21 protein-coding genes are annotated in these 18980 nt (G+C 62.6%); 14 read left to right on the top strand and 7 right to left on the bottom strand.

Translation table 11 applies throughout. The features are described 5' to 3' along the window. Positions 1 to 81 precede the first annotated feature (81 nt). Positions 82 to 957: a glutathione-dependent disulfide-bond oxidoreductase gene (gene yghU / locus FHX14_RS25890; RefSeq protein ID WP_184379627.1), complete on the bottom strand. Its 876-nt coding sequence runs from the start codon at positions 955 to 957 to the stop codon at positions 82 to 84. 211 nt (positions 958 to 1168) lie between these two features. On the opposite strand from yghU, the gene FHX14_RS25885 reads away from it, so the two are divergent. Continuing rightward, complete coding sequence (locus tag FHX14_RS25885; protein WP_012559996.1) at positions 1169 to 1417, top strand: type II toxin-antitoxin system ParD family antitoxin; 249 nt, start codon at positions 1169 to 1171, stop codon at positions 1415 to 1417. Then, positions 1414 to 1704 (top strand): type II toxin-antitoxin system RelE/ParE family toxin, encoded by a 291-nt coding sequence (locus tag FHX14_RS25880; RefSeq protein ID WP_184379626.1) that lies wholly within the window; start codon positions 1414 to 1416, stop codon positions 1702 to 1704. Before FHX14_RS25885 ends, FHX14_RS25880 begins: the two co-directional genes overlap by 4 nt. A gap of 74 nt (positions 1705 to 1778) precedes the next feature. Here the strand turns inward: FHX14_RS25880 and FHX14_RS25875 are convergent, their stop codons facing one another. Continuing rightward, a complete protein-coding gene (locus tag FHX14_RS25875; RefSeq protein WP_184379624.1) occupies positions 1779 to 2645 on the bottom strand; it encodes an NAD(P)-dependent oxidoreductase in 867 nt (288 codons plus the stop codon). Between the two features lie 212 nt (positions 2646 to 2857). Between FHX14_RS25875 and FHX14_RS25870 the strand changes: the two genes are divergently transcribed. From FHX14_RS25870 to FHX14_RS25860, 3 genes are all read left to right on the top strand, one after another. Next, positions 2858 to 3325, top strand: coding sequence for a universal stress protein (locus FHX14_RS25870; protein WP_003595607.1), 468 nt, complete (start codon positions 2858 to 2860; stop codon positions 3323 to 3325). Between the two features lie 93 nt (positions 3326 to 3418). Further along, entirely contained in the window at positions 3419 to 4333 is a 915-nt protein-coding gene (locus FHX14_RS25865; RefSeq protein ID WP_184379622.1) for a J domain-containing protein, read from the top strand. 2 nt (positions 4334 to 4335) lie between these two features. Beyond that, positions 4336 to 4659 (top strand): chaperone modulator CbpM, encoded by a 324-nt coding sequence (locus tag FHX14_RS25860; RefSeq protein WP_184379620.1) that lies wholly within the window; start codon positions 4336 to 4338, stop codon positions 4657 to 4659. Between the two features lie 22 nt (positions 4660 to 4681). On the opposite strand, the gene FHX14_RS25855 is transcribed toward FHX14_RS25860, so the two are convergent. Genes FHX14_RS25855 through FHX14_RS25845 form a run of 3 tightly spaced genes read right to left on the bottom strand, consistent with a single transcriptional unit; the run spans position 4682 to position 6854 of the window. Continuing rightward, positions 4682 to 5611, bottom strand: a complete 930-nt coding sequence (locus FHX14_RS25855; protein WP_184379618.1) for a phosphatidate cytidylyltransferase — start codon at positions 5609 to 5611, stop codon at positions 4682 to 4684. Then, positions 5608 to 6228, bottom strand: coding sequence for a lysophospholipid acyltransferase family protein (locus FHX14_RS25850; RefSeq protein ID WP_003595611.1), 621 nt, complete (start codon positions 6226 to 6228; stop codon positions 5608 to 5610). The genes FHX14_RS25855 and FHX14_RS25850 overlap by 4 nt, the downstream gene beginning before the upstream one ends. After that, the gene (locus FHX14_RS25845) at positions 6225 to 6854 is read right to left on the bottom strand and encodes a CDP-alcohol phosphatidyltransferase family protein (RefSeq protein WP_184379616.1); all 630 of its coding nucleotides are present in this window, start codon (positions 6852 to 6854) and stop codon (positions 6225 to 6227) included. The genes FHX14_RS25850 and FHX14_RS25845 overlap by 4 nt, the downstream gene beginning before the upstream one ends. Positions 6855 to 7122: 268 nt before the next feature. Here FHX14_RS25845 and FHX14_RS25840 point away from each other — a divergent pair, with 268 nt between their 5' ends. The 6 genes from FHX14_RS25840 to FHX14_RS25815 are packed head-to-tail and all read left to right on the top strand — an operon-like array spanning position 7123 to position 14355. Beyond that, entirely contained in the window at positions 7123 to 8109 is a 987-nt protein-coding gene (locus FHX14_RS25840; protein WP_003595613.1) for a BMP family protein, read from the top strand. Between the two features lie 8 nt (positions 8110 to 8117). Then, entirely contained in the window at positions 8118 to 9530 is a 1413-nt protein-coding gene (locus FHX14_RS25835) for an amidase (RefSeq protein WP_184379614.1), read from the top strand. Beyond that, complete coding sequence (locus FHX14_RS25830) at positions 9527 to 11059, top strand: ABC transporter ATP-binding protein (protein ID WP_003595616.1); 1533 nt, start codon at positions 9527 to 9529, stop codon at positions 11057 to 11059. Before FHX14_RS25835 ends, FHX14_RS25830 begins: the two co-directional genes overlap by 4 nt. Next, positions 11049 to 12098, top strand: coding sequence for an ABC transporter permease (locus FHX14_RS25825; protein ID WP_184379612.1), 1050 nt, complete (start codon positions 11049 to 11051; stop codon positions 12096 to 12098). Before FHX14_RS25830 ends, FHX14_RS25825 begins: the two co-directional genes overlap by 11 nt. Further along, positions 12095 to 13039 carry an ABC transporter permease gene (locus tag FHX14_RS25820; RefSeq protein ID WP_184379610.1) on the top strand — a complete coding sequence of 315 codons (945 nt, stop codon included), beginning with the start codon at positions 12095 to 12097 and terminating at the stop codon, positions 13037 to 13039. The genes FHX14_RS25825 and FHX14_RS25820 overlap by 4 nt, the downstream gene beginning before the upstream one ends. Positions 13040 to 13065: 26 nt before the next feature. Beyond that, complete coding sequence (locus FHX14_RS25815; RefSeq protein ID WP_184379608.1) at positions 13066 to 14355, top strand: amidohydrolase family protein; 1290 nt, start codon at positions 13066 to 13068, stop codon at positions 14353 to 14355. Between the two features lie 43 nt (positions 14356 to 14398). On the opposite strand, the gene FHX14_RS25810 is transcribed toward FHX14_RS25815, so the two are convergent. Together FHX14_RS25810 and msrA are read right to left on the bottom strand one after the other, a co-directional pair. Further along, on the bottom strand, positions 14399 to 15178 hold the full coding sequence (locus tag FHX14_RS25810; protein WP_184379606.1) for a class I SAM-dependent methyltransferase: 780 nt from the start codon (positions 15176 to 15178) through the stop codon (positions 14399 to 14401). A 226-nt stretch (positions 15179 to 15404) separates the two neighbouring features. Next, positions 15405 to 15914: a peptide-methionine (S)-S-oxide reductase MsrA gene (gene msrA / locus FHX14_RS25805; protein WP_184379604.1), complete on the bottom strand. Its 510-nt coding sequence runs from the start codon at positions 15912 to 15914 to the stop codon at positions 15405 to 15407. A gap of 189 nt (positions 15915 to 16103) precedes the next feature. Here msrA and FHX14_RS25800 point away from each other — a divergent pair, with 189 nt between their 5' ends. From FHX14_RS25800 to FHX14_RS25790, 3 genes are read left to right on the top strand one after another with little or no spacing between them, the layout of a single operon-like run. Beyond that, complete coding sequence (locus FHX14_RS25800; protein WP_184379602.1) at positions 16104 to 17249, top strand: extracellular solute-binding protein; 1146 nt, start codon at positions 16104 to 16106, stop codon at positions 17247 to 17249. Then, positions 17249 to 18139 carry an ABC transporter permease subunit gene (locus FHX14_RS25795; protein ID WP_184379600.1) on the top strand — a complete coding sequence of 297 codons (891 nt, stop codon included), beginning with the start codon at positions 17249 to 17251 and terminating at the stop codon, positions 18137 to 18139. Before FHX14_RS25800 ends, FHX14_RS25795 begins: the two co-directional genes overlap by 1 nt. Further along, positions 18136 to 18963: an ABC transporter permease subunit gene (locus FHX14_RS25790; RefSeq protein ID WP_179613010.1), complete on the top strand. Its 828-nt coding sequence runs from the start codon at positions 18136 to 18138 to the stop codon at positions 18961 to 18963. Before FHX14_RS25795 ends, FHX14_RS25790 begins: the two co-directional genes overlap by 4 nt. The last annotated feature ends 17 nt before the right edge of the window (positions 18964 to 18980 follow it).

Below are 18980 nucleotides of genomic sequence, written 5' to 3'. Positions count from 1 at the left end.
TCCGGCAGCATGCAAATGCTCCGTCGCCGTAAAGGCGGCGGAGCATCGTTTATGACTGCAAAACGTGGCTGGGCCGCCCGCTTACTCGGCGGCCGCGAGCTTGTCCTGCGTTTTGGTTTCGAAATCGCTGGCGTCGTGACGTTCGTGCAGCTGGTTCGCCGGCTCGCCGGAGGTGCGGTTGACCATGCGTCCGCGCTGCACGGCCGGGCGGCTGAAGATCGCGTCGGCCCAGCGCTGGACGTTCTTATAGTCCTCGACCTGCAGGAATTCGGCCGCACCATAGGTCCAGCCCTTCACCAGGCCGCCATACCACGGCCAGACGGCAATATCAGCGATCGTGTAGTCGCTGCCCGCCAGATACTCGCTTTCGGCAAGGCGGCGATCGAGCACGTCGAGCTGGCGCTTCACCTCCATGGCGAAGCGGTCGATCGCATATTCGATTTTCGTCGGCGCATAGGCATAGAAATGGCCGAAGCCGCCTCCGAGATAGGGGGCGCTGCCCATCTGCCAGAACAGCCATGACAGGCATTCGGCGCGGGCGGCCGGCTCGGTCGGCAGGAAGGCGCCGAATTTCTCGGCGAGATAGGTGAGGATGGCGCCGGACTCGAAGACGCGGATCGGCTTTTCGCCGCTGCGGTCCATCAGCGCCGGGATCTTCGAGTTGGGATTGACCGCAACGAAGCCGCTTCCGAACTGATCGCCATCGCCGATCCTGATCAGCCAGGCGTCATACTCAGCACCGCTATGGCCGAGCGCCAGCAGTTCCTCGAGCATGATCGTGACCTTCTGGCCGTTCGGTGTTCCGAGCGAATAAAGCTGCAGCGGGTGACGGCCGATCGGAAGCTCCTTCTCATGCGTCGGCCCTGCGATCGGGCGATTGATGCTGGCGAACTGGCCGCCATTCGCCTTGTTCCAGGTCCAGACCTTCGGGGGTACGTAATCGGGAGAACCGCTCATCTTTCAAACTCCTGGCATTGGTCGGATAGAGCACGGCGCCCGGTCGGGCCGCCGCATTTTTCCTGACATAGCAGAGGCGATGCGGTTTGTCAGAGGGGTCGGGGCGGCTTCACACAATCGTCAAAGCTGGCCAGGGATCAGATTCACGGCGTGAAGACTGGGCTTTGTTATGTGCCAAAAATTGGTATATTGGGCTTAAAGGAGATTCAGCATGGCCAGAAATACGTCCATATCGCTCAGCGACCATTTCGTCAGCTTCATCGATACGCAAGTTCAGGCTGGCCGCTATGGTTCAGCCACTGACGTTGTTCGGGCCGGCCTTCGCCTCCTTGAAGAACACGAAGCCAAAGTGAAGGCATTACAGGACGCCTTGATAGAAGGCGAGGAATCCGGCCCTGCCACACCCTTCGATTTCGATGCGTTCAACGCTCGCAAACGGGCGACGTTCGAGGCGAAATGACAGGGATCATATTTTCCCCCGCCGCGCAGACCGATATTGACAGGATTTGGGATTACACAGCGACGAGTTGGAATGTCGACCAGGCAGAGCGTTACATTCAGGACATAAGAGACGCCTGTCACGAACTGGCGCAGAGAACACGGATGAGCCGTCCCTCAGACATTCGGAAAGGGTACAGAAAGCTCTCCGTTGGCTCTCATTTTCTGTATTTCAAAAGTAATGATGCGGGCCAAATCATCGTTGTACGCATCCTTCATCAAAGAATGGATGTAGCCAAACACTTGTAGGGCTGTTGCGGGGATTGTTTGACTATTGCGGTCAGTCGCCGCCTTCGCTACGGGGCGCCGGGAGCGACGAGGAGCTATGGCACGACCATTGCGCCGCCGGTTTCCGGGGAGCCAAGGATCTCGTCCAACTGCCTGACCAGCGCGTGGTCGCCCGCGACGTCGTCGGCCAGCCTGGAGAAGACCTCGGCCATGCCCCGGAAGATCGTTGCCGCCGGATCATCCTCCCCGAGGAAATCGGCGATTTCCTGCATTTCGGCAACCCAGCGATAGGCTTTCGGATACATGTCGGGAATGGATTTCGAGAACTTGCGGTCGACGTCTGGAAGGCTTTCGGCGAGTTCGGCCTTCAGGCTTTCGGCCGCGCCCGAGCGGGATGCGGCAAGCAGCATCGCGGCGCCGAGGCCGATAAAGCCCTTGTTGATGCCGGCATAACACATCTTCAGCGCCGAAGCCGCGCCGAGCGGTCGATCGAGCCTGCGGACCCGCAACCCGTAATCTTCGAGCAGCCCGCTTCGCTCCGCGCTATCGCCGCTGACATAGAGGGTCGGACCTGATTTGCCGGCAACCGGCGGTCCGCCGATGATGGCGCCGTCCAACACTTCCACAGTGCTGCCGCCGAACCGTGCCGCCAATGCCTGCATGGTTTTCGGCGCAATCGCGTTGAGGTCGATGAAGGGTGGCGGCGTTTGCAGCCCCGACGATATCTCCGCGACGCGCTCGGCAACGTCGATCGCTTCCGCCGGCGGAACGATCGACAGGATGAGCGCGGCCTTCGCCAGATCCTGCCTGTCGACCGGCACCATGCCGGCTGCCGCAGCCCGTGCGATCGTCCGCTCGCTGCGGCCTTCGAGACAGGTCAGTACCGTGGCGCCATGGTCGATCAGCCGTTTGGCGACAGCGCTCCCCATCGCGCCCGCTCCGATAATCGCAAAATCCGGCATTTGAACCTCGTGGTGTGACGGTATTGCATGAGAGCTATCGCCGATCGGGCCGACGTCAACTGCGACAAACCGGCAGAACTCTGGTCTTGAAGGGGCGTTTCCGTCCGGCCCGCCGATGGGTCCTGCGTATTTCCGGTTGATTTTGGTCAAAGCAGACACGGTCGATAGGGGTATGATCGGGTCGGCCATTGTATTCCAGGATAGAGATTTCAATGTATCGAACGATCATCTGCGGCATCGGCATGGGTTCCAGACAAACCGCAAACCGTCTCCTGCGCCGGGCGGCGGCGCTGGTGGAGGACGGCGGAAACATCGTCGTCATGCACGTCATCGAAAATATCCCGCACCGGCATCTGACGGAGCTTCCCGAGGAATTCGAAACGACAGCCATCGCCGAGGCGGAAAGGAAACTTGCAGCGCTCTGCAAAGAACTCGGGATTCCGGCGACGATCGAGGTTCGCGTCGGCGTTGCCGCCTCCCTGCTCGTTGCAGTCGCCAGGGAGATGTCGGCCGATCTAATTCTGTTGTCATCGCATGTGAGCGATATCACCGACTACGTCTTCTCCTCGATCGTCGACAAGGTCGTACGCCACGCCGGATGCTCGGTTCTCATCGATCGGCGGGTCGATCGCAGGCACTCCGGCTCGGAGGCGCAAGCGGAAGACACAGCGCTGCTCTAATCCAATGCGGCCTCCCCTCCCCTGCGGCGGCCGAAGAGCCTATATCTCTGGTAAGCCAACCGGCAGTACCGACTGCCTTGACCGGAGATATGCATGAGCCAGGATCCCTATGAGCTTCTGGGCGTGAAACGGGATGCGACGCAGAAGGATATTCAAAGCGCATTCCGCAAGCTCGCCAAGAAACTTCACCCCGACCTTAACCCCGGTGACAAAAAGGCCGAGGAACGGTTCAAGGAAATTTCGACCGCCTACGAGATCCTGAGCGATGAGGAAAAACGCGGGCGCTTCGATCGCGGCGAGATCGATATGACCGGCGCCGAGCGGGCGCAGCGGAGCTATTACCGCGACTATGCCTCGGCGAGTGATGCCGGCAATCCCTACCGCAACAGTTCCGGCTTTGCCGATTTCGCCGATGCCGACAATTCCTTTGCCAATTTCTTTTCGCGCCGCGCTGGCGGCGGCAGGATGCGCAGTCAAGGCCAGGATCGGCGTTTCTCCATGGACGTCGATTTTCTCGAGGCCGTCAACGGCACCCGGACCGAGATCAAGCTGCCGGACGGACCGCAGCTCGATGTGCAGATCCCGCCCGGAACTCGCGATGGCCAGACATTGCGACTGCGCGGCAAGGGCGAGCCGGGCATTGGAGGCGGGCCGCCGGGCGATGCCCTCATCGAAATCCGCGTGAGCCCTCACCGCTTCTTCACCCGCGACGGCGACGATATCCGCCTGGAACTGCCGATCTCGCTTGGCGAGGCGGTGCTCGGCGGCAAGGTCCGCGTGCCGACACCGTCGGGTCCCGTCAATCTGACGCTGCCCCCGCACTCGAATACCGGCAAGGTCCTGCGTCTCAAAGGTAAGGGGGCTGCCACCCGCGGCGGCGGGCATGGCGACGTCTATGTCGCCCTGAAGATCATGTTGCCCGACAAGCCCGACGAACGGCTGACGGCCCTGATGAAAGAATGGGCGACGGCAAATCCATACGATCCGAGGAAGAACATGGAGGCCTGATCATGGATGATCTCGAATTCCGTCTTTGCTTGAAAATCGATGTCGTCCAGCTCGATCTCTGGATCGAACAGGGTTGGCTGATCCCGGAGATGTCGGACGAAGGGCGTCAGTTTCACGACGCCGACGTCGCACGCGCCCGGCTCATCCTGGACCTGATGGGCGACATGGGCGTCAACGAAGCCGGCGTCGATGTCGTCATGGACCTGGTCGACCAGTTGCACGGCTTGCGGGGAACGATGGACAGGCTGGTGACCGCCATCAACAGACAGGAGCGGGATGTTCAGCGCCGGCTGCTCGAGAGTCTCGAGGATATCGACCGGTTTTGAACGATCGCCCGCAGGCCTCACCTCAGGCGGTGAACCAGTAGCGGACGATGTGGAAGAACAGCGGTGCGGCGAAGGTGATGGAATCCAGCCGGTCGAGCACGCCGCCATGGCCTTCGATTACATAGCCCCAGTCCTTGGCGTTGAGATCGCGCTTGATCGCCGACAGCACGAAGCCGCCGAAGAAGCCGGCGACGACGATGACGGTGCTGACGGCCGCAGCCTGCAGCGGCGGGAACGGCGTCAGGCGATAGAGCAGCGTTCCTACAAGGATGGCCGAGGCACCGCCGCCGATCAGGCCTTCGAGCGTCTTCGACGGGCTGATGTTCGGCGAGAAGCGGTGCTTTCCGAGAAGCTTGCCCCAGACATACTGGAAGACGTCGCTGAGCTGCACGACGATGACGAGATAGACGAGAAGAAGTGCCGACGGTGTGCCGGTCTGCAGCATCAGCAGCGCCGGCGCGTGGCTGATCGAATAGACCGTCAGCATCAGGCCCCATTGCACCCTGGCGCTGCGCGCCAGGAATTCGTTGACATCGCCGGTCAGGGTCGCCACCGCCGGCAGGATCAGGAAGGCGTAAACCGGGATGAAGATCGCAAAAAGGCCGTACCATAGCGTTCCGAGCAGCACATAGTGCACCGGCAGGACGACGAAGAAGGAGAGGAACAATGCTAGGTGGTCGCCGCGCCGCGACGGTGTCAGCGTCCAGAATTCGCGAAGCGCCATGAAGGAGAGGAAGGCGAACAGGATGACCACCGCCGTATCGCCGAGCAGGATCGCGCCGCCGAATATGGCGACCATTATCCACCAGGAACGGATACGGGCGTTGAGGTTGTGGACGGTGGCGACGGAGCCGGGCTCGGTCGCGCGCCGCTGCAGGATGAAGCCGATGGCCGAGGCGACGGCAAGCAGGCCGAGGATGGCGGCAAGCACCAGGGCAAACAGGCTGGTCATCTGGCGGCCCCTCCGTCTGCGAGCTCGATGACCGCGGCCCGGGCGCGGGCCAGGAAGGCATTCTTTTCCTCGCCGGGTTCGACGCGCAGCGGCTTGCCGAAACGCGCCGTGCAGGTGATCGGCACGATGAGCCAGCTTCCTTTCGGCAGGATGCGCTGCAGATTGTCGAGATGGATCGGTATGAGATCGACATCGGGAAAACGGCAGGCCAGGCGATAAATGCCGCTGCGGAACGGGGCGATCTCTTCGGTGGCGCTTCTCGTGCCTTCGGGAAAAATCAGGATCGAACGCCCCTCTTCGAGCAGGCGCTCGAGGGGCTCCAGCGGGTTGCTGTCCGGCAGAGGCTTGCGGTCGATCAGCACGGCGCGCAAGCCTTTCTCGGCGATGAAGCGGCGAAAGGCGCTGGTTCCCCAATAGTCGCGCGCCGCCACCGGATGGGTCAGCCGCCGTACCTGATACGGCAGGGCGGCCATGACGGCGACGGTATCGACATGGCTGTTGTGATTGGCGAAATAGATGCGGCGGCGCGTGTCGGGCGAACAGCCCCGCCACTCGCTTCGGGCGCCGACCATGATACGGACGAACAGCACGAGAAGACGACGGATAACAGGGATCATGGTCTCTCCAGCGAACGGGCAAGCGTTATCGTGCGCGTGACGCAGGTGACGAGGCTGCCGGCCGCGATGATGGCGGAGGTCAGGATCAGCGACCGATGGCTGGCGAAGACCAGTGTCTCGACACTCTGGGCAACGAGGCCGGCCGTCAGCACCGCCATGCGGCGCTGCTTGGCCATGATGCCGCTGAAGTCCTGGGCAAGACCAACCGATCCTCCGAAGACCCTGATATAGGCGGTGAGTGCGGCAAGCAGCGCAGCAAGCCAGCCAAGCCAGGGAAAGCCGCAGGCATAACCGGCCGCGACGAGCAGCAGGCTGTCGGCGATCCGGTCGGGGAATTCGTTATAGATCGGCCCGCTCTTGGTTTTCTTGCCGCCTTCGATTGCGACCATGCCGTCGAGCAGGTTGCAGACGAGCCGCAGCTGCACGGAGATCGCGGCGCCGATCATGGCGATCGGGTGCGTTGTGAGCAGGATCAGCGCCGCGCCGATGCCGGCAAAGAGGATCGACAGCAGTGAAATGCCGTTCGGCGTGACGCCGGTGCGCGCCAGCCACGCGCTCATGCCGATCGCCCAGCGCGACGACCGGCTCGCGATCGGTCGCCGTGAGGCGTCCTCTTCTTCCCCCATTTTCATTTCCCCAAACCCGATCTCCTTGCATATCCTGCCGATGTCGTCGCGCCAAGCCGTCGCGCTCTGTAAATTCGGCTCGAGGTCACTCTCGCGCCATGCCCCGTTCTTTCGGCCGAATCCCGACGCGATACGAGTTCAGAAAATCGACTGAAGGACCCGGGCGATGGATCGAACAGCCTGATTTTTAAGCCCATTCGACGCTTGACACATTTTTGGGCGCTACCTATGATTTTTGAACCAAACGGTAAAAAAAGGGGAGCAGTCAATGACCAAAGACATCCTTATTTCACGCCGGGCAGTGATCGCGTCGGGCCTTGCGCTTGGCGTCAGCGGCTTTGTCCCGCTGGCGAGAGCTGCCGCACCGCTGAAGGTTGCGGGCATCCATGCATCGCCGGTCGAAAATGCCTGGAACTCCTGTCTGCATAAGGCCCTGCAGGACGCAGCCAAGGACGGTGCCATCGAATATGTCTTCTCCGAAGGCGTCTCCGGCACCGATTATCCGCGCGCCATGCGCGAATATGCCGAACAGGGCAACAAGCTGATCATTGGCGAAGCCTATGCGGTGGAGAAAGAGGCCAGACAGGTCGCAGCCGATTATCCCGATACCGCTTTCGTGCTGGGTTCGAGCGGCGAACAGGCCGGCGACAATTTTGGTGTCTTCGGCACCTGGAACCATGACGGCGCCTATCTTGCCGGCATGCTGGCCGGCAAAATGACCAAGTCGAATGTTGTCGGCTCCGTCGGCGCCATCCCGATCCCCGAGGTCAACATGCTGATCAATGCGTTTGCTGCCGGCGTCAAGGCCGTCAATCCGGACGCCAAGCACCTGGTCTCATTCATCGGCACCTTCTTCGATCCGCCGAAGGCACGGGAAGCTGGTCTTGCCCAGATCGATGCCGGCGCCGACATCCTGTTCGGCGAGCGCATCGGCACTGCCGATGCCGCCAAGGAGCGCGGTATCAAGTCGGTCGGCTCGCTGATCGACTATACGCCGCGCTACCCGGATACAGTCTTCGCCAACGCCATGTGGTACTTCCGCCCGATCCTGAATGCGGCAATTGCCGATGTCGCTGCCGGAAAGCCGGTCGGCAGAAACTACACGTCTTACGGCCTGATGAAGGAAGGCGGCAGCGATATCGTCTTCGTCAAGGGTGTCGCGCCCGCTGAAGCCGAGGCTGCGATGGAAGCCAAGCGGGCGGAAATCAAGGCCGGCACCTTCGAAGTCCCGAAGATGATGGAAGAGCCGAAGTAATTCGGCTCATGCAGGGCGATGCAACAGACCTGGCGGCAGCGATCAGGCATGGCAGGCTGAGCGCCGCAGAGGCGATGCGGGCTTCTCTTGACGCCGCTCGGCGGCAAGAGCAGCTCGGCGCGATCGCCTATCTCGATGCAGCGATGGGCCTCGCCTCGGCGGAGGGCCGCGACCGGGAACGGCAGAGCGAGCCCGAACAGTTTGCCGCCAGGCCGTTTGCCGGCGTGCCGACCTTGGCGAAGGATCTTGGCGGGCCTTTCGCCGGCCTGCCGGTCGCGGCCGGGTCCTGCCTCTTCGAAAGAAAAGGCGGCGAAGCCGATTCCGACCTCGCTTCCCGGTTCCGCGACGCCGGCTTCTGTCTGTTCGGCTTGACGACGAGCCCGGAATTCGGACTGTCGCTTGCCAGCGAACCGGCGGTCGGGCCAATCTGCCGCAATCCACTCGATCCGGCACGGACGCCAGGCGGCTCATCCGGCGGTGCGGCAGCGGCGGTTGCGGCAGGCATCGTCGCCATTGCGCACGCGACCGATGCCGGCGGCTCGATCCGCGTGCCCGCAGCCTGCTGCGGCCTTGTCGGAATGAAGCCGACACGCGGCGCCATGCCGGGCGGACCATCCTTTGGAAATCACCTCGCCGGGATCGCCAGCGAACTGGCGGTTTGCCGCTCGGTGCGGGATACCGCGCGGATATTCGACAGGCTGAGCGGCAATTCACGAGGGCCCTTTCCGGATCCTTCTCCTGTCGACATCGGCAACGGCCGTTTGCGGATCGGCTTGCTGGCAGATACCGGATCGGTCTATCCGACCGAGGGCGATCGGCTCGCAGCCGTTGAGGCTGCGGCGCGCGCCTTCGAGAGCGACGGACACGAGCTCGTTCCGCTGAGCTGGGCCGAGTTCGAACGGAGTGCCACGTCAAGCGGCCGCGCCTTCGCCGATATCGTTTCCGTCAACCTCGCGGCGCTGATCAAGGCGCTAGCTCTCGATGAAAGCAGGGCCGAGCCTCTGACGCAGGCCTTCGCGGCGCGCGGACGGGCGCTTCCCGCCACCATGCTCTGGGATACGCTGAACGAGGCCGTCCTGGTGAGCCATAACCTCTGGGCGCTGTTCGACAGGGTTGATTGCATCGTGATGCCGATGCTCTCGTCTGCGCCTCTTGCGATCGGCACCTTTCCGTCCGATCATGGCGACACGGATCTGCATCTCGAGCGGATGACGGCATTCGCGCCGCTTGCCTGCCTCGGTAATATTTCGGGTTTTCCTGCTTTGACGCTGCCTTTCGGACAGGATGAGCATGGCATGCCGCTGCCGGTGCAGATCATGGCGCCGATGGCTCACGAGCCGCGGTTACTGTTGCTTGCCGCACGCCTGGAGGCCGAGGAGCGATGGCAGCACCTTTTTCCAGTCGCAGGACTACCGTCATGACTGGACCTGTGCTGGAGATTATCGGGGTCAGCAAACGCTTCGGCGACAATCTTGCCAATGATGATATCTCCATGACCCTTGCCCGGGGTGAGGTCGTCGCTCTGCTCGGCGAAAACGGCGCCGGCAAGACCACGCTGATGAGCATCCTTTTCGGCCATTACATGCCCGATGCCGGCCGGATTCTGATCGAGGGTCTGGAGGTGCCGCAGGGCAAGCCGCGTGCGGCGATCCGCGCCGGCGTCGGCATGGTGCATCAGCACTTCTCGCTCGCACCCAATCTGACCGTTCTCGAAAATGTCTTGACCGGCACCGAAAGCCTGTGGGTCTGGCGCTCGGGAACAGCAGCGGCGCGAAAGAAGCTCCTGGCGATTTCCGGGCGCTTCGGCCTCAAGGTCGATCCGGATGCCCGTGTTGGCGACTTGTCGGTCGGCGAGCAGCAACGGGTCGAGATCCTCAAGGCACTCTATAACGAAGCCCGCATCCTGATCCTCGACGAGCCGACGGCAGTGCTGACCAATATCGAGGCCGAACGGCTGTTTACGACCTTGAAGGAGATGGCCCGCCAGGGCCTGTCGCTGATCTTCATTTCCCACAAGCTCGACGAGGTGATGGCGGCAGCCGACCGCATCGTCGTGCTGCGTGGCGGCAAGATGGTCGCCGAACGCAAGGCGTCCGAAACCAGCAAGGCAGAACTCGCCGAACTGATGGTCGGCCGCCGCGTGACGCGGCCGGTGCGAGAGCCGTCGACGCCCGGCGCGGTTGCGCTCGAAGCTGCCGATGTCACAGTGCGCATGAACGGCATCGATCGGTTGAAAGCGATCAGCTTTCGGCTGCACCAGGGCGAGATCCTCGGCATCATCGGCGTTTCGGGCAACGGTCAGGCGGCGTTGGCGCACCTTCTCTCCGGCACGCTGGCACGCAGCGGCGGCGACCTTCGGCTGTTCGGCGAAGCCGTCGGCAATCTCGGCGTCGCTGAGGTCGTCGACGCCGGTATCGGCCGCATTCCTGAAGACCGCAACGCGGAGGGAGTGATCGGCGAGATGGCGGTCTGGGAGAATGCCGTCCTGGAGCGCCTTGCCTCACCGGCCTTCTCGCGCCGCGGTCTTGTCAACCGCAAGGCCGGCATGGCCTTCGCAAGGGCGATCATCGACGAATTCGATGTTCGCGGCGGCGGGCCGGCCGTGCGTACCCGGGTGCTCTCCGGCGGCAATATGCAGAAGCTCATCCTCGGCCGCAACCTGCATCGGCGGCCGCGTATCCTGATCGCCGCGCAGCCCGCACGTGGACTCGACGAAGGGGCCGTGGCGGCCGTGCACGCGCGCCTGCTCGAAGCCCGCCGGCAGGGGGCCGCCGTACTGCTGATTTCCGAAGATCTCGACGAGGTGATCGCGCTCGCCGATCGCATACAGGCAATCGTCGGTGGCCGCCTGTCGCCGCCCGTCGAGGCCGACGACGCGGATGCCCGCAGGCTGGGGCTGATGATGGCCGGCGAATGGCAAGAGACCCGCGAGACCAGCCATGCGATTTGAACGCCGCGAACATCGTCCGCTTTATCTGCTGATCGTCACGCCCGTTATCGCGGTGATCGCAGCGCTGGCGCTGGCGGGCATATTGATCGCCATTGCCGGCGCGCCGGTGCTCGATGCCTATTGGCGTATCCTGATCGGCGCCTTCGGCTCGCGGCTGTCGGCAACCGAAACCCTGACGCGGGCAACGCCGCTGATGCTGACGGGGCTTGCCGCCGCCGTTGCTTTTCGGGCGCGGCTCTGGAATATCGGCGCCGAGGGCCAATTTTATCTCGGCGCTATCGCCGTTGCCGCGGCGAGCTCGAAACTGCTGGGTAATCTTCCGGCCCCGATTCTGATTCCGCTGCTGCTGCTGATTGGCGCCATTGCCGGCATGGTGCTCATTCTCATTCCCCTCTGGCTCAGGCTGCGCTTCTCGGTCGATGAGGTCGTCACCAGCCTCCTGCTGAACTTCATTGCCGTGCTTTTCGTCTCGATGCTGATCGATGGCGTTCTTAAGGACCCCCTCGCCTTCGGCTGGCCGCAGTCGCAATCGGTCAGCGATCACGCCATGCTGCCGAAGCTGATTGCCCGCTCACGCCTGCATATCGGCTTTGCGATCGCCATCGGGCTGGCCGTCGTCGTCCATTTTTTTCAGTCCCGCACCGTGTTCGGCATGCAGTCGCGCGCCGCCGGCCTCAATCCCACCGGCGCGATCTTCGCCGGCGTCCCGCTCGGCAAGACCTTGGTGAAAGTCGCCTGCCTGTCCGGCGGGCTTGCGGGGCTGGCCGGAGCGATCGAGGTGATGGGGGTCAAGGGCTACGTGACGACCGATCTGTCGCCGGGTTTCGGCTATTCCGGCATTGTTGTCGCGATGCTTGCCAACCTCAATCCGCTGGGGGTCGTCTTCGCCGCCATTTTCACGGCCACCATGTTCGTGGGCGCGGACGGCATGAGCCGGGGCCTCGGTATCCCCACCTATATCGCCGATGTCACGGTGGCGCTGTCGCTGTTGACGATGCTGATCGCACTGTTCTTCACCCAATACAGGATCCGGCGATGATGCAACTGTTAGACATCATCGGTTCCGCGGGGCTCTGGGCGGCAATCCTGCGCATCGCCACGCCGCTGATTTTCGGCACGCTTGGCGCGTTGCTCTGCGAACGGGCCGGCGTGCTCAATCTCGGCATAGAAGGCATCATGACTTTCGGCGCGATGATCGGCTGGCTTTCCGTTTATCACGGCGCCGATCTCTGGACCGGCCTTCTGATCGCCGGCATCGCCGGCGGCGTCTTCGGCCTGCTGCACGCGTCGCTGACCGTGACGCTCGGTCTCTCCCAGCATGTCTCCGGTCTCGGCGTCACGCTGTTTGCCTCCAGCTTCAGCTATTATGTCTTCCGGCTGATCGTGCCGCTTGCCAATACGCCACCCACCATCGTGCCGTTCCAGCCGATCGCCATTCCTGGGCTTTCGACCCTGCCTTTCATCGGGCCGGCCTTCTTCACGCAGACGGCGCCGACCTATCTCGCGATCATCATCGCCCTGCTGATGGCCTACATCATCTTTCGCACACCGGTGGGGCTTGCGATCCGCATGACCGGTGAAAATCCGCATGCGGCGGAAGCACAGGGTGTCAATCCAATGAAGGTGCGTTATGGCGCGGTGATCGCGGGAAGCGCGCTGATGGCAATCGGCGGGGCCTTCCTGACATTGTCGGCGTTCAACAGTTTCTTCCCGACCATGGTGCAGGGACGCGGCTGGATCTGCATCGCACTCGTCGTGTTCGCCTCCTGGCGCCCCGGCCGCGCGCTTTTCGGCGCCCTGCTCTTTGCCTTTTTCGACGCCTTTCAGCTTCGTCTGCAAACCGCGCTGAGCGGGCTTGTGCCCTATCAGCTGTTCCTGATGACCCCCTATATCCTGTCCATCGCCGCCCTTGCCGTCATGGCCCGCCGCGCCCGCGTTCCGCAGGCGCTGATGCAGCCCTATCGACGCGGCGAACGCTGAAACCGCTCACATCCAACGAGGTTCCGATGTTCGATCTGATCGTCAGAAATGCAAATCTCCCCGATGGCCGAAAGAACGTCGATATCGGCATCCAGGGCGGCAAGATCATCGCTCTTCAGCGCAATCTCCAGGCGCAGGTGGGTGAAGAGATCGACGCGACCGGTCGGCTGGTCAGTCCACCCTTCGTCGATCCGCATTTCCATATGGATGCCACCCTGTCTCTCGGCTTGCCGCGCATGAATGTATCCGGCACGCTGCTTGAAGGAATCGCGCTCTGGGGCGAGCTTCGCCCGATCGTGACAAAAGAAGAGCTGGTCGATCGTGCGTTGCGCTATTGCGACCTGGCTGTCACCCAGGGGCTGCTCTTCATTCGCAGCCATGTCGACACCAGCGATCCGAGACTGGTGACCGTCGAGGCGATGATCGAGGTTCGCGAAAAGGTCGCCCCCTATATCGACCTGCAATTGGTCGCCTTTCCTCAGGATGGCTATTACCGCTCGCCCGGCGCGATCGACACCCTCAACCGCGCTCTCGACATGGGCGTCGACATCGTTGGCGGCATTCCCCACTTCGAACGGACGATGGGCGAAGGCACGGCGTCGGTCGAGGCGCTCTGCCGCATCGCTGCCGACCGTGGCCTGCCGGTCGACATGCATTGCGACGAAACCGATGATCCGCACTCGCGCCATATCGAGACGCTGGCTGCGGAAACCATTCGCTTCGGGCTCAAGGGGCGCGTTGCCGGCTCGCATCTGACCTCGATGCATTCGATGGACAATTATTATGTCTCCAAGCTCATTCCGCTGATGGCGGAGGCTGAGATCAACGTCATCCCCAATCCGCTGATCAACATCATGCTCCAGGGCCGGCACGACACCTATCCGAAACGCCGCGGCATGACCCGCGTGCGCGAATTGATGGATGCGGGGCTTAATGTTTCCTTCGGGCACGATTGCGTCATGGACCCCTGGTACTCGATGGGATCGGGCGACATGCTTGAGGTCGGCCATATGGCGATCCATGTCGCGCAGATGGCCGGCATCGACGACAAGAAGAGGATCTTCGAGGCGCTGACCGTCAATTCGGCGAGGACGATGGGGCTTGCAGGCTATGGCCTGGAAAAGGGATGCAACGCCGACCTCGTCATCCTCCAGGCGAGCGACACGCTGGAAGCGCTGCGGCTGAAGCCGAACCGGCTGGCGGTGATCCGGCGCGGCAAGGTCGTCGCCCGCTCGGCGCCGCGCATCGGCGAGCTTTTCCTGGACGGGCGCCCTGCCCGGATCGATGGCGGCCTGGACTATATTCCTCGCTATTGACAGGGGATGGCGCTGACTGTCGGTGAGATTGGCGCGCTGTCCGTTATCCCGGCGCCCGGCGAGCCGTGATGATCCATGCCTGCGAATCGAACAACACGCCCTCCGGGGTCATATGCGCCTCCATTAAATCGCGCAGCCGCTGCAATGGCCTGTCAGGCTGTTCGTTCGTGCGGTCGAGCGCGTCCGTGACAAGATAGAGGCCGGCAAGTGCATTGGATGCGGCATCGGCGTCCGGTCCATAGAAGACCGGCTCCCGCACGTCGACAAAGTCGATCGAGGTAAAGCCGGCCGTCCTCAGTAGCTCCGTGGCAACGCTGGGATCGCCGAGCGAATACGGATCGGGAGCACCTGCGGAAACGGCAGTTTCGGTCCCGAGGGCTTGGCGGATGGCGCCGGACCATGCGTTGCGCTCCCGGCTCTGCCACACCATCCACACAAGGCGCGCGCCCGGCCGCAGCGCCCGGCCGATATTGGCAAAGGCGGCCGCCGGATCGGCAAAAAACATTACCCCGAACCGGCTGATGCAAAGGTCGAAACTGGCCGGCAGGAAGATGTGGGACTGCGCGTCTGCCTGCTCGAAAGCCACATTTCGCAAACCCTCCGCGGCACTCCGCCGCCTTGCGACCTCGAGCATCTCAGCCGAAACGTCCACACCGAGCGCTTCTCCTTGCGCTGCGGCGCGGGCGGCCTCGCGCGTCGTTTGCCCTGCACCGCAGCCGATATCGAGCACGCGATCATCCGCGCCAACGCCGGCGGCAATTTGCAGATGCCGATTATGTCTTGCCAATTCCGCATCATAAAAGTCGGCACGATCCAACGCCATAACACTCACTCTACTTTATTCGATGGGCCAGTCCGAGGACCCGTTACGCAAACAGGTTGCATGTTAGGATCAGTTTAGCAAGGTGAAGATCCGCTGCAATCTGCGATTGCCGGTGGAGGGCACGACATCGATGAGATGGTGCGTCATTGGCCGATTATACTGGTTCTGACCCGACGGGACGTGCCGTGCATGCCGGCGTCGCTTCCGGCATGCACGCATGATTGCGTCAGGCGATCTTCTGGCGGATCGGCAGTTTCCAGCCGGGCCGGACGAAGTGGCAGGTATAGCCGTTGGGGATCCGCTCCAGATAATCCTGGTGCTCGGGCTCTGCTTCCCAGAAATCGCTCACCGGCACGACTTTGGTGACGACCTTGCCGGGCCAGAGGCCGGATGCGTCGACATCGGCGATCGTATCCTTTGCGACGCGCTCCTGCTCGGGGCTGGTGTAGAAGATTGCCGAGCGGTAGCTCGCGCCGACGTCGTTGCCCTGGCGGTTGCGCGTGCTCGGATCGTGGATCTGGAAGAAGAATTCGAGGATTTCGCGATAGCTGATCCTTGCGGGGTCGAAGATGATCTCGATCGCCTCGGCATGGGTTCCGTGGTTGCGGTAGGTGGCGTTCGGCACGTCGCCGCCGGTATAGCCGACGCGGGTCGAAATCACGCCTTTGTACCGGCGGATGAGGTCCTGCATGCCCCAGAAGCAGCCACCGGCGAGCACTGCACGTTCTTCGGTCATTGGGTGTCTCCTTGTTTGCCCAGAGATAGTGTCTGCAGCCGCCGATTTCCATATGGGCGGAAATCAGCACAGCTGTGCAATTCTCTCCGAATAGCGCCAATCCTGTCATGTCGATGTTACGCGCCGGCGCTAGCAAAGTCCTGAACAATCCTGCGGAGGCAGAGCCTCGATACCTGATGGAGATGGATTATGAACAGGCGTGAATTTCTGATCACATCGTCGGCTGCGGCCGGTCTTCTGGCCCTTCCGCGCTTCGCATCGGCGGCGGCCGGCACGATCGATCTCTACAGCGGTTCGGACGCCAATATCATCGACCTCTGGAACAACATCATCCGCCCGGCCTTCCAAAAGGCCCATCCTGAAGTCGCCCTGAAGGTGACCGATGCCGGCGACAATAACGGCCTGCGCGCCATCGCCGACCGCGCGCTCGCGGCGCTCAAGACCAAAACCGATCCGCAGGCCGATCTTTTCGAGCAGTTCGATCCGCGCCTGCCGGCGGGCGGCATCGATGCCGGCCTCTGGGTGAAACTGTCCTCCGAGAACATCGAAGGCTACGACCATATCAATCCGCTTGCCCTCGACACTCCCTACTCGCTTCCCTATCGCGGCTCGCAGGTTCTGCTTGCCTACGACACGACCAAGCTCGATCCGAAGGATGCTCCGAAGAGCTGGGAGCAGCTCACCACCTGGATCAAGGCCAATCCGGGCCAGTTCATCTACAACCGTCCGGACAAGGGCGGTTCGGGCAGCAACTTCGTCCGCCGCGCCATTCATGAGGTGAACGGCCGCGATCCGAAGAAATTCAAGGTCGACAATTACACGGCGGACTACGGCACCGAGGCGCTGACGCCGGCCTGGAAGATCCTCAATGACCTCGCCCCTTCGCTCTACGACAAGGGCGCCTATACATCGGGCAATACCCAGTCGATCCAGCTGCTTGCCCAGGGTGTCGTCACCATGGTGCCGGTCTGGTCGGACCAGGTGCTGCAGGCGATCGCCCAGGGCGTGCTGCCTGAGACGACCGGCCTGGTGCAGCTTGGCGATCTCGCCCTTTGCGGCGGCTTCTCCAGCATCACGGTCTTCTCGAACGGCGCCAACAAGGATGCGGCGCTGAAGCTTGCCGCCTTCATGCTGACGAAGGAGATGCAGGAAGCAATCATCACCCAGATCGGCGGCTTCCCCGCCATCTCCTGGGACCATATTTCCGACGATCTGCGCAAGAAATATGCCGACGTCATTCCGTCGACCATTCCGACCTTCCCGAGCGGCGATTGGGAAAAGGCGATCAACGACGGCTGGTACCGCAGCGTCGCTCCCGGTATCAGCCGCACCTGATGTCCGCCGAGACCGCGCTGGCGGCACCGCGCCGTCACCAATCCGTCAGCAGGGGGAGCTCGATCGGGCTCCTCCTCGTCGCCCTGCCGGTCTTCCTGCTTGCCTGGCTGATCGTCTTTCCGATCTTTTCGGCGGTTTTCGGCACGATTCTTGTTCGAGGCCCAGATGGCGCGACGGCCTTCTCACTTGCCTCCTACCGCTTCTTCTTTACCGATGGCTACAGCCTCGGCAATCTGTGGCTGACGCTCTGGACCACCGCCGTCTGCGGCGTCCTGCTGCTGGCGATCGGCTTTCCGATCGCGCTTTACCTCCGTTTCTCGCAAGGGCGCCTTGCGGCTTACGTGCAGGGCCTGGCGATCTTTCCGATGTTCGTGCCGTCGATCATCCTCGCCTATGCGCTGATCAGGACCGTCGGGCCGAACGGCACCGTCGACCTGTTGCTGAATTCCGTCGGCCTGCCCAAGCTGCGCACGCCCTATCTGACGCCATGGGGACCGGTCATCGGCCTCGTCTGGGACAATCTTCCGCTGACGGTGCTGATGCTGACGGCCGGCCTCTCCTCCGTTTCGAACAGCGCCATCGAGGCCGCCCGCGACGTCGGCGCAAGGCCGCTTCGGGTCTTCATCTCGATCATCCTGCCGCGCATGGGCAATTCGCTGCTGGTCACCGCGTCCTTCGCCGTACTCGGCATCTTCTCCGCCTTCACCCTTCCCTATGTGCTCGGCCCGGCATCGCCTGAAATGATGGGGCCGTTCATGCAGCGCACCTTCGCCGACATGAACGATCCGCTTGATGCCATGACCCAGGCCGTCATCACATTCGGCTTCTGCCTGGTCTTCGGCATTTTCTACATCCGGTCGATCGCCCGCAACCGCGAGGCCCGGCCATGAGTGCCGGCAGATCGCGCATCAGCCTCCGCTTCGACTGGCTCGGCCTCATCTTCGCCTGCCTGCTGACGCTGTTCATCGCGCTGCCGCTGATCGTCGTCGGCACCTGGGCCTTCACCGAGATCTGGCGCTACCCGTCGGTGATCCCGCAGCAGTTCGGTCTGCGCTTCTGGGGCCAGACGCTGGCGCGACCGGATGTCTGGGATGCCCTGTTTCTCAGCCTGCGGCTGACGACGACGGTGACGCTCCTGTCCGCCGTCATCTGCCTTCCCGCGGCCTATGCTTTTGCGCGCCTGCGTTTTCCCGGCCGGAACATCCTGTTCCTGTCATTTCTCGCATCGCATGCCTTCCCGAAATTCGGTCTGCTGGTCGCCATTGCCGGCATCTTCCTGCAGCTCGGCCTGATCAGCACCTTCTGGGGCGTCGTGCTGATCCAGCTCGTCGGCACGCTGATGCTGATGATCTGGATCCCGGTCGCAGCCTTCCAGAATGTCGACCGGCGCATGGAAGAGGCGGCCCGCGATGCCGGTGCTGCACCGCTGCGCGTCTTTTGGTCGATCACCCTGCCGCAGGCCGCACCGACGATATCAGCCGCCTTGCTCTTGACCTTCGTCGGCACCTTCTACGAGACCGAAGGCGCCTGGCTGATCGGCGCGCCGGGGATCCGCACCATGCCGGTGCTGATGATCAGCTTCATCAACAATCAGATCGTCGTGCAATACGGCGCCGTGCTTTCCGTCATGCTGTGGGTGCCGTCGTTCATCGCGCTGACGTTTGCCCGCCGCGTTATCGGCACCGGCGCCTTTGCCAGAGGTTTTGGCGCCTGAGAAGCCTCAATTGAGGA

It is taken from the genome of Rhizobium sp. BK619, assembly GCF_014195245.1.
In the GTDB taxonomy this organism is placed as follows: domain Bacteria; phylum Pseudomonadota; class Alphaproteobacteria; order Rhizobiales; family Rhizobiaceae; genus Rhizobium; species Rhizobium acidisoli.
Note: the sequence above shows the minus strand (reverse complement) of the source record. Positions and strands in the feature narration are given on the sequence as shown.

Excerpts from the sequence above, each read along its gene's own strand:
- yghU (WP_184379627.1), bottom strand. The coding sequence starts at position 957 with ATGAGCGGTTCTCCCGATTACGTACCCCCGAAGGTCTGGACCTGGAAC.
- FHX14_RS25885 (WP_012559996.1), top strand. The coding sequence starts at position 1,169 with ATGGCCAGAAATACGTCCATATCGCTCAGCGACCATTTCGTCAGCTTC.
- FHX14_RS25880 (WP_184379626.1), top strand. The coding sequence starts at position 1,414 with ATGACAGGGATCATATTTTCCCCCGCCGCGCAGACCGATATTGACAGG.
- FHX14_RS25875 (WP_184379624.1), bottom strand. The coding sequence starts at position 2,645 with ATGCCGGATTTTGCGATTATCGGAGCGGGCGCGATGGGGAGCGCTGTC.
- FHX14_RS25870 (WP_003595607.1), top strand. The coding sequence starts at position 2,858 with ATGTATCGAACGATCATCTGCGGCATCGGCATGGGTTCCAGACAAACC.
- FHX14_RS25865 (WP_184379622.1), top strand. The coding sequence starts at position 3,419 with ATGAGCCAGGATCCCTATGAGCTTCTGGGCGTGAAACGGGATGCGACG.
- FHX14_RS25860 (WP_184379620.1), top strand. The coding sequence starts at position 4,336 with ATGGATGATCTCGAATTCCGTCTTTGCTTGAAAATCGATGTCGTCCAG.
- FHX14_RS25855 (WP_184379618.1), bottom strand. The coding sequence starts at position 5,611 with ATGACCAGCCTGTTTGCCCTGGTGCTTGCCGCCATCCTCGGCCTGCTT.
- FHX14_RS25850 (WP_003595611.1), bottom strand. The coding sequence starts at position 6,228 with ATGATCCCTGTTATCCGTCGTCTTCTCGTGCTGTTCGTCCGTATCATG.
- FHX14_RS25845 (WP_184379616.1), bottom strand. The coding sequence starts at position 6,854 with ATGGGGGAAGAAGAGGACGCCTCACGGCGACCGATCGCGAGCCGGTCG.
- FHX14_RS25840 (WP_003595613.1), top strand. The coding sequence starts at position 7,123 with ATGACCAAAGACATCCTTATTTCACGCCGGGCAGTGATCGCGTCGGGC.
- FHX14_RS25835 (WP_184379614.1), top strand. The coding sequence starts at position 8,118 with ATGCAGGGCGATGCAACAGACCTGGCGGCAGCGATCAGGCATGGCAGG.
- FHX14_RS25830 (WP_003595616.1), top strand. The coding sequence starts at position 9,527 with ATGACTGGACCTGTGCTGGAGATTATCGGGGTCAGCAAACGCTTCGGC.
- FHX14_RS25825 (WP_184379612.1), top strand. The coding sequence starts at position 11,049 with ATGCGATTTGAACGCCGCGAACATCGTCCGCTTTATCTGCTGATCGTC.
- FHX14_RS25820 (WP_184379610.1), top strand. The coding sequence starts at position 12,095 with ATGATGCAACTGTTAGACATCATCGGTTCCGCGGGGCTCTGGGCGGCA.
- FHX14_RS25815 (WP_184379608.1), top strand. The coding sequence starts at position 13,066 with ATGTTCGATCTGATCGTCAGAAATGCAAATCTCCCCGATGGCCGAAAG.
- FHX14_RS25810 (WP_184379606.1), bottom strand. The coding sequence starts at position 15,178 with ATGGCGTTGGATCGTGCCGACTTTTATGATGCGGAATTGGCAAGACAT.
- msrA (WP_184379604.1), bottom strand. The coding sequence starts at position 15,914 with ATGACCGAAGAACGTGCAGTGCTCGCCGGTGGCTGCTTCTGGGGCATG.
- FHX14_RS25800 (WP_184379602.1), top strand. The coding sequence starts at position 16,104 with ATGAACAGGCGTGAATTTCTGATCACATCGTCGGCTGCGGCCGGTCTT.
- FHX14_RS25795 (WP_184379600.1), top strand. The coding sequence starts at position 17,249 with ATGTCCGCCGAGACCGCGCTGGCGGCACCGCGCCGTCACCAATCCGTC.
- FHX14_RS25790 (WP_179613010.1), top strand. The coding sequence starts at position 18,136 with ATGAGTGCCGGCAGATCGCGCATCAGCCTCCGCTTCGACTGGCTCGGC.